Origin of the sequence: Anaerotalea alkaliphila, assembly GCF_010179735.1 — a bacterium.
Classification (GTDB): Bacteria; Bacillota; Clostridia; order Lachnospirales; family Vallitaleaceae; genus Anaerotalea; species Anaerotalea alkaliphila.
Window position 1 is genome coordinate 1 of sequence record NZ_JAAEEH010000064.1, and the last position, 6,796, is coordinate 6,796.

General features: G+C 60.0%; 9 protein-coding genes. All 9 read right to left on the reverse strand.

All coding sequences use genetic code 11. The annotated features are described in order from the left end of the window. Window positions 1-148 precede the first annotated feature (148 nt). On the reverse strand, window positions 149-973 hold the full coding sequence (locus tag GXN74_RS13785; RefSeq protein ID WP_162371521.1) for an MBL fold metallo-hydrolase: 825 nt from the start codon (window positions 971-973) through the stop codon (window positions 149-151). Between the two features lie 5 nt (window positions 974-978). Then, the gene (locus GXN74_RS13790) at window positions 979-1,845 is read right to left on the reverse strand and encodes an ATP-binding protein (RefSeq protein WP_162371522.1); all 867 of its coding nucleotides are present in this window, start codon (window positions 1,843-1,845) and stop codon (window positions 979-981) included. Next, window positions 1,823-2,689 (reverse strand): nucleotide-binding protein, encoded by an 867-nt coding sequence (locus GXN74_RS13795; protein WP_162371523.1) that lies wholly within the window; start codon window positions 2,687-2,689, stop codon window positions 1,823-1,825. The genes GXN74_RS13790 and GXN74_RS13795 overlap by 23 nt, the downstream gene beginning before the upstream one ends. 2 nt (window positions 2,690-2,691) lie before the next feature. Beyond that, window positions 2,692-3,060, reverse strand: coding sequence for a NifB/NifX family molybdenum-iron cluster-binding protein (locus GXN74_RS13800; RefSeq protein WP_162371524.1), 369 nt, complete (start codon window positions 3,058-3,060; stop codon window positions 2,692-2,694). Next, window positions 3,035-3,424: a DUF134 domain-containing protein gene (locus GXN74_RS13805; RefSeq protein WP_162371525.1), complete on the reverse strand. Its 390-nt coding sequence runs from the start codon at window positions 3,422-3,424 to the stop codon at window positions 3,035-3,037. The genes GXN74_RS13800 and GXN74_RS13805 overlap by 26 nt, the downstream gene beginning before the upstream one ends. A 124-nt stretch (window positions 3,425-3,548) precedes the next feature. Next, on the reverse strand, window positions 3,549-4,202 hold the full coding sequence (locus GXN74_RS13810) for an HAD family hydrolase (protein ID WP_162371526.1): 654 nt from the start codon (window positions 4,200-4,202) through the stop codon (window positions 3,549-3,551). A 133-nt stretch (window positions 4,203-4,335) separates the two neighbouring features. After that, window positions 4,336-5,943 (reverse strand): xylulokinase, encoded by a 1,608-nt coding sequence (locus GXN74_RS13815; RefSeq protein WP_162371527.1) that lies wholly within the window; start codon window positions 5,941-5,943, stop codon window positions 4,336-4,338. Between the two features lie 30 nt (window positions 5,944-5,973). Continuing rightward, window positions 5,974-6,615 (reverse strand): adenylate kinase, encoded by a 642-nt coding sequence (locus GXN74_RS13820; protein ID WP_162371528.1) that lies wholly within the window; start codon window positions 6,613-6,615, stop codon window positions 5,974-5,976. A 41-nt stretch (window positions 6,616-6,656) separates the two neighbouring features. Then, window positions 6,657-6,796, reverse strand: a 140-nt coding sequence (locus GXN74_RS13825; RefSeq protein WP_162371529.1) for a putative PEP-binding protein, incomplete at its 5' end; no start/stop codon positions are given.

Genomic DNA, 6,796 nt, shown 5'->3' on the forward strand with positions numbered 1-6,796 from the left:
GACGAAATGATCGATGCGCATATCCTTTCAAACAACTAATCCAATTGGGTTTGTTAAGTGTTGCCTTCTTTAAGAAAATACGTAAAATAATTATAAAACTTCATATTGACTTATTACCACAAGTCTTCTCTTCCTAAAATAAATCCTTTTAGTTGATTTCCAAGACGCTTCCTGTGGACAGGTAGCCGATGCCGTCCCCCAGGATGCCTTTCAGTTGTCCGTAAGGCTCCAGTCCGGTGCAATGGCAGGTGTGGCAGACGGCTTTTATTCCCTGGAGATAGCCTCCCAGCTGGGCCACAACCCCCGGGTTCTCCGTGGTGCCTGCGGAATTGTTCATCAGGTGGAATCCTCCCACCACATGGTCCGGATAGCTTCCCACCGCTTCCCGGACATGCTCCAGGATGTTGGCGATGCCCCGGTGGGCGCAGCCCGCCACCAGCACCGTACTGCCTTGTTCCCGGATCAGCAGGCTCTGTTCATGGGAGAAGTCGTCTTCCACCAGTTCCCCGTCCTTCTCCATCAGCAGACGCTTGTTGCCGGAAGGGTTCAGCCGGTTGCCAACGACTCCGGAAAAAAGGGTCAGTTCCCCGTCGATGTCCAGCCTCTCCCCGGCGAAGACGAAACGACCCCTAGACAGCAGTTCCCTGTCCAGTCCGATCTCCTCGACCCCATCCTTGCGCTGGGCGTAATGGGGCCCAAAGGCCCCTTCCCGCACATAGACCTTGGCATGGCTGTTGTTGTCCAGGAAGGTTTCCAGCCCTCCCCCGTGGTCCCGGTGGCCGTGGGAGATGACCACCAGGTCCACCTTGGAAAGGTCCACGCCCATCTTGGCCGCATTCTCCAGGAACAGGCTGCTCTCTCCCGCATCGAACAGGATCTTGTGCTCCTTTGTCTCAATGTAGAGGCTCAGGCCGTGTTCCGCTTCCAGCCCTTCCCCCAGGATGGTGTTCTCCACCAGTGTCTTTATGGTCATATCCCTCACCCTTCCTTGTACAGCAGTTCCAGCGTCTTCTCACGGATTCCCCGCACCGCCTGTCCGGAGGGGCAGTCCGCATCCACGATGCTGGCCCCCCGGTTGATGGCCCTAACCGCCTCCGGGTCGAAGGGGATCAGGCCCACGAAGGGGATTTCTTCCTTCCTGCAGAAGGCTTCGATCCTCCCGGTGTTGTCCAGGTCCGTGTCGTACTTGTTGACGCAGACCGCCGCCGGCACCTGGAATTTGCGGGCGGTGGCCAGTACCCGTTCCAGGTCGCTGATGCCGGACACCGAAGGCTCCGCCACCAGCAGGACCATGTCCACCCCGCTCAAGGAGGCGATGACCGGGCAGCCGATGCCGGGCGACCCGTCGATGATGGCCAGGTCCGCTTCCGGAGCCTCCTCCTTCATCTGCTTCTTCACTTCCGACACCAGCATGCCGGAATTGCCGCTGCCCATCCGCAGCTGGGCTGTGGAGAAGACGGCGTCCCCCTTGTAGAGCTGGTATTCCCCTGCCACGGCAGGCTCCATGGTGATGGCGCCTGCCGGACAGACTTCGGCGCAGACCCCGCAGCCTTCGCAGGCGAAGGGGTCCACCCGGTACCCTTCCCCCAGGGAAATGGCGTCGAACCTGCAGTGTGCCCTGCACTCCCCGCATTCTGCGCAAAGCTCCGGATGGATCTTTGCTTTGGGCAGTCCGTAGTAGTCCGTCCGCCGGGGCTGGGTCTCCCATCCCATGACCAGATGCAGGTTGGGGGCGTCCACATCGCAGTCGGCATAAGCCTTGGCGGCAGACAGCTTGACCAGGGCGCTGGCCACGGTGGTCTTGCCCGTGCCTCCTTTTCCGCTAAGCACCAGCAGCTGCTTCATGGCGCACCTCCTTTCGGATTCCCTGCAACAGGCCTTCAAAAAGCGTCCGGTAGGCCTCTTCTTCCCGGGAGACCACCCGGCCCCCCGCGTTCAGGTTTCCCAGGTGCCGGTCGAAGGGGATGCGTCCCAGGATCTTGACTCCCTTGGACTTGCAGTACTCTTCGGAGGGGTCTTCCTCCCCCTCCAGCACCTTGTTCAGGACAACCCCGTGGGGCTTATGGAAGACCTCCACCAGTTCGTGGACCATGGACAAATTCTGTGCCCCGAACCGGGTGGGCTCCGCCACCAGCACGCAGAAATCCGCGTCCTGGATGCTTTCCATGACGGTGCAGGCGCTTCCCGGCGGACAGTCGATGAAGACGTCCCCTTCCCGGTCCAACTCCGGCAGGGCCCGCAGCAGGGCCTTGATGACAGGAACCCCGGATTCCTCTCCCGTGTTCATGATTCCGGAAAGGACCCGGACTTCCCCTGAACTTCCCGCCTCCACCTTCCCGATGACCTTGTCCTTTTCCCACAAGGCCTTCTGGGGACACAGCAGCGTGCACCCCCCGCAGGAATGGCAGATTTCTTCAAAAATCAGGAGCTTCTCCCGGACAAGGGCCAATGCGTTGAACCTGCAGAATTCCGTGCAGATCCGGCAGGCGGTGCAGAGGCTGTCCTCCACCACGGGAATCTTGACGGTCACTTCCCGTGTCTCCACCTGTTCCGGTTTGAGGAAAAGATGTCCGTTGGGCTCCTCCACGTCGCAATCCACATAGGCGGCTTTTCCGGCCACCGCCGCCAGGTTCACGGAGACCAGGGTCTTGCCTGTGCCGCCCTTGCCGGAGAGGACCGCAATCCGCATCCCTATTGCCCTCCGTGGCCGTGGAAGCCGCTGTGGGTTTCCTCCAGGGCCTTCAGCTGCCCCTCCTCGAATGCCTTCAGGTTCTCCTGGAGATTGTCCCCTTGGGTCTTGTAGACGGCGATGCCCGCCGCCACCAGCACATCCGATGCGTTCTCTCCCATGCGGGGAGCCAGGACGGCCTCCACCTTGCTGTCCGCAAGGGCCTGGGCCGCCTTGATGCCTGCGCCGCCCTGGCTGGATGCGGCGCTGTTGTCCTCATAGGATGCCTCCTGGGTCTGTGTGTCGTATACCAGGAAGAACGGCGTCCTTCCAAAGGACGGGCACACCGTCGTTTCCATGTTCTTCTCATTCACCGGTACTGCTATCCTCATCTGCGAACCTCCTCATTTCCCTGCATCGCCGCCTGTGGCATCCACCGCAGCCGGCCTCCCGTTCCTGTTCCTCATACAGCTTGTAGTCTCCGCCCTCGATCTTCAGGATATGTCCGTTCACAAGAGAATCCGCCAGCTTCTTCCGGGCGTCGTTGTAGATCCGCTGGACGGTGGTGCGGGCCACATCCATCCGCTGGGCGCATTCCTCCTGCATCAGCCCTTCCAGGTCGATCAGGCGGATGGTCTCGTATTCCTCCACCGTCATGGTGATGGTCTCCTTCTCCATTTCCGTCCTGCCCAGGGGGCCGTACAGATTGCTGTCCGGAAGGCAACAGACTTTTCTCCATTTTCTCGGTCTTGGCATGGTTTTTCTCCTCATCGCCGATCAGCATAGTTTTGGACATATGCTCTTTACAGTTCCATTATACGCTATTTAGGGCATATGTCAATAACAAATTAAGACAACCCTTGGTGGACACAAAGGTCCCTCAAAGGTTGTCCATCTCCTCCAGGATTGCGGCCGCATCCTCCAGGTGTCGGATTGTCCCAATGCAGCGGGACAGGTCCTGGGCCCCCGAATCCGGGTTGATGTAGCCTATGCAGGGAATGCCTGCGGCTTGGGCCGCGGTGCTTCCGGCCGCGGAGTCCTCCAGGGCGACCGCCTCCGAAGCCAGTACCTTGGCCTGGGCCAGCACCGCCTCGTACACGTCCGGGGCGGGCTTCTTCCGGGGGACCCGGTCGCCTCCGATGGCATACCGGAAAGTGCCGGAGAGCCGGTAATGCTCCAGGACCGCATCCACATAGGCCTGGTCCGAGGAGGAGGCAAGTCCGATCCGCATCCCCTGGCTTTCCAGATGGGAAAGGAGCTCCTCCAGGCCCGGCGTGGTTGGGATCCTCTTCTCCCTGATCTCTTCCAGGATATGGGCGTACTGCAGGTCCTCCAGCTCCCTTGCCGTCCTCTTCAGGCCGAACCGCCGGATGAGCGTCTCCCACAGGATCTGGCTGGGTTGCCCCACGGACCAGGACAGGTCCAGGTCTTCCTCGATTCCTTCCTCCGAAAGGATCCTTTTCTTCGCATGTTCATGGAGGGGCTCGCTGTTTACGATGACCCCGTCCAAATCGAATATGAAAAGCTTCCGCATGTCGTTTACCTCATTTCCTCAATTCTTCTCCAATGGCAAGAGGCTGTCCCGTTACAGAGACAACCTCTTGCCTGGTTCCCATTATAGTATGTTTCGCCTGTTTTTGTCTACAGGACCGCCTTGGCCCGGGCTTCTATCTCAGACAGTCGACCGCCGCCCTTTCTATGGGGAGGCCCTTCTTGTAGCGCTGGTGGAAGACTTCGAACCCTTCCACGTCTTTCGGGTCCGGCTCCATCCGCACGCCTTCCTGGCCTGCGAACACCTTGTGCTTCAGGTACGCCTCCAGGGTCTCCCCCTCTTCCCTGTTGATCATGTAGGAAGCCAGCAGGGCGATGCCCCAGGCGCCGCCTTCCCCTGCCGACTCCATGACGGAAACGGGGGTGTTGGCCGCCGCAGCCATGAATCGTTGTCCGACGCCCTTGGTCTTGAACAGGCCACCGTGGCCCAGGATCTCGTCCACCCGGACCCCCTCCTCCTTCAGGAGGATGTCCAGGCCGATTTTCATGGCGCCCAGGGAAGTGTACAGGTGCACCCGCATGAAGTTCGCCAGGTTGAAGTTGTTTTTGGAGGAACGCACGAACATCGGGCGCCCTTCCTCGAAGTGGGTCACATGCTCTCCGGACAGGTAGCCGTAGGCCAGCAGCCCGCCTCCGTCCGCATCCCCTTCCAGCGCCTTGGTGTACAGCGTCTTGTAGAGGGTCGTCATGTCCACTTCCATTCCCAACGCCTGGGCCGCTTCCCCGAACAGGCCTATCCAGGCGTCCAGGTCCGACGTGCAGTTGTTGGAGTGGGCCATGGCCACCAGCTTTCCAGTCGGCGTCGTCACCAGGTCGATTTCGGGGTGGACCTTGGACAGCTCCTTCTCCAGGACGATCATGGTGAAGACCGATGTCCCGGCGGAGACGTTTCCGGTCCGCTCGGCCACGCTGTTGGTGGCCACCATCCCCGTACCGGCGTCGCTTTCCGGAGGACAGAAGGGGATGCCCGCCGCAAGCTTCCCGCTGGGGTCCAGCAGCTTCGCCCCCTTCTCCGTCAGGACACCTGCACTTTCCCCGGCCACAAGGACCTTCGGGAAGATGTGGTCCAGCCGCCAGCCGAAGCCTTTCGCTTCCGCCAGCTCGTCAAACTGCCCGATCATGCGCCGGTTGTAGTCGGCCGTTTCCAAGTCGATGGGGAACATGCCCGAGGCCTCCCCCACACCCATGACCTTCTCACCGGTCAGCTGCCAGTGGACGTATCCTGCCAGGGTCGAGACATAGGCCACCTCGGCCACATGACTTTCCCCGTTCAGGATTGCCTGGTACAGGTGGGCGATGCTCCATCGCTGGGCGATGGGGTAGTCGAACAGCTTCGTCAGCGCTTCCGCCGCCTCGCTGGTGATGTTGTTCCTCCAGGTCCGGAAGGGCACCAGGAGATTGTCCTCCTTGTCGAAGGCCATGTATCCGTGCATCATGCCGCTGAATCCGATGGCGCCGACCCTCGCCAGTTCGACCCCGTACCGGGCCTTCACGTCCGCAGCCATCTTTCCATAGGCATCCTGCACGCCCTTCCAGACCTCGTCGACGCCGTAGGTCCAGATGCCGTCCACATGGCTGTTGGTCCAGTCATGGCTGCCGGAAGCCACCGGCGTGTCACCCTCCCCCAGGAGGACCGCCTTGATCCTCGTCGACCCCAGTTCGATGCCCAGGGCTGTCCTGCCCTCGGCAATGTCGTTTTTCACTTTGTTGTCATCTATTGTCATACGTTGAAACCTCCCTCCACATCCTTTCTCCTACTCCAGGATGCCAATGATGCTTTCGGCCACCTCCGCCACGGGCATATCTCCGTTGATGGTCGCCAGAATTCCCTGTCCATCGTAGTATTCCACAAGCGGACTGGTTTGCACACGGTAGACCTCCAGCCTCCGCAGAACCGTTTCCTCCTTGTCATCTTCACGCTGTTCCAAGGCATTTCCACATTGATCGCAAACATTTTCCGTTTGTGGCGGATTGCTGGATAGGTTCCAAACGGCTCCGCAATCTGCACAGACCCTCCTGTCGGACATCCTCCTGAGAATTGTTTCTTCCGCCACCTCCAACTCGATCACGCGGTCGATCTTTTCTTCCCTTTCGCAAAGCAAACAGTCCAGGGCTTCCGCTTGTTGGCGGGTCCTGGGAAAACCATCCAGCACGTAGCCCTTCAAGCAATCCCTCTGGGCAATCCGATCTCCGACCAAGTCCACCACCAGCGCATCCGGCACCAGTTGCCCCTGTTCCATGTATCCCTTCACCTTCTCCCCCAATTCTGTTCCATTCCGGATGTTCTCGCGGAAAATGTCACCGGTGGAGATATGGGGTATCTGGTACCTGCGGACGATTTCCTTCGCCAACGTTCCTTTTCCGGCACCTGGCGCCCCCAGCAGGACTATCCTCATGATACGCCTCCTTTACTGTGATTGCGTTCACTGGCTCCGGACTATTTCTTGGCCTTGATCGCCGCCTGGGCCGCCGCAAGCCGTGCGATGGGAACCCTGAAGGGCGAGCAGGACACGTAGTCCAGTCCGATGTTGTGGCAGAACTCGATGGTGCTGGGGTCTCCGCCATGCTCCCCGCAGA

Bases quoted from the DNA above. Each gene is read 5' to 3' on its own strand.
- GXN74_RS13785 (WP_162371521.1), bottom strand. From the start codon at position 973: ATGACCATAAAGACACTGGTGGAGAACACCATCCTGGGGGAAGGGCTG.
- GXN74_RS13790 (WP_162371522.1), bottom strand. From the start codon at position 1,845: ATGAAGCAGCTGCTGGTGCTTAGCGGAAAAGGAGGCACGGGCAAGACC.
- GXN74_RS13820 (WP_162371528.1), bottom strand. From the start codon at position 6,615: ATGAGGATAGTCCTGCTGGGGGCGCCAGGTGCCGGAAAAGGAACGTTG.
- GXN74_RS13795 (WP_162371523.1), bottom strand. From the start codon at position 2,689: ATGCGGATTGCGGTCCTCTCCGGCAAGGGCGGCACAGGCAAGACCCTG.
- GXN74_RS13810 (WP_162371526.1), bottom strand. From the start codon at position 4,202: ATGCGGAAGCTTTTCATATTCGATTTGGACGGGGTCATCGTAAACAGC.
- GXN74_RS13800 (WP_162371524.1), bottom strand. From the start codon at position 3,060: ATGAGGATAGCAGTACCGGTGAATGAGAAGAACATGGAAACGACGGTG.
- GXN74_RS13805 (WP_162371525.1), bottom strand. From the start codon at position 3,424: ATGCCAAGACCGAGAAAATGGAGAAAAGTCTGTTGCCTTCCGGACAGC.
- GXN74_RS13815 (WP_162371527.1), bottom strand. From the start codon at position 5,943: ATGACAATAGATGACAACAAAGTGAAAAACGACATTGCCGAGGGCAGG.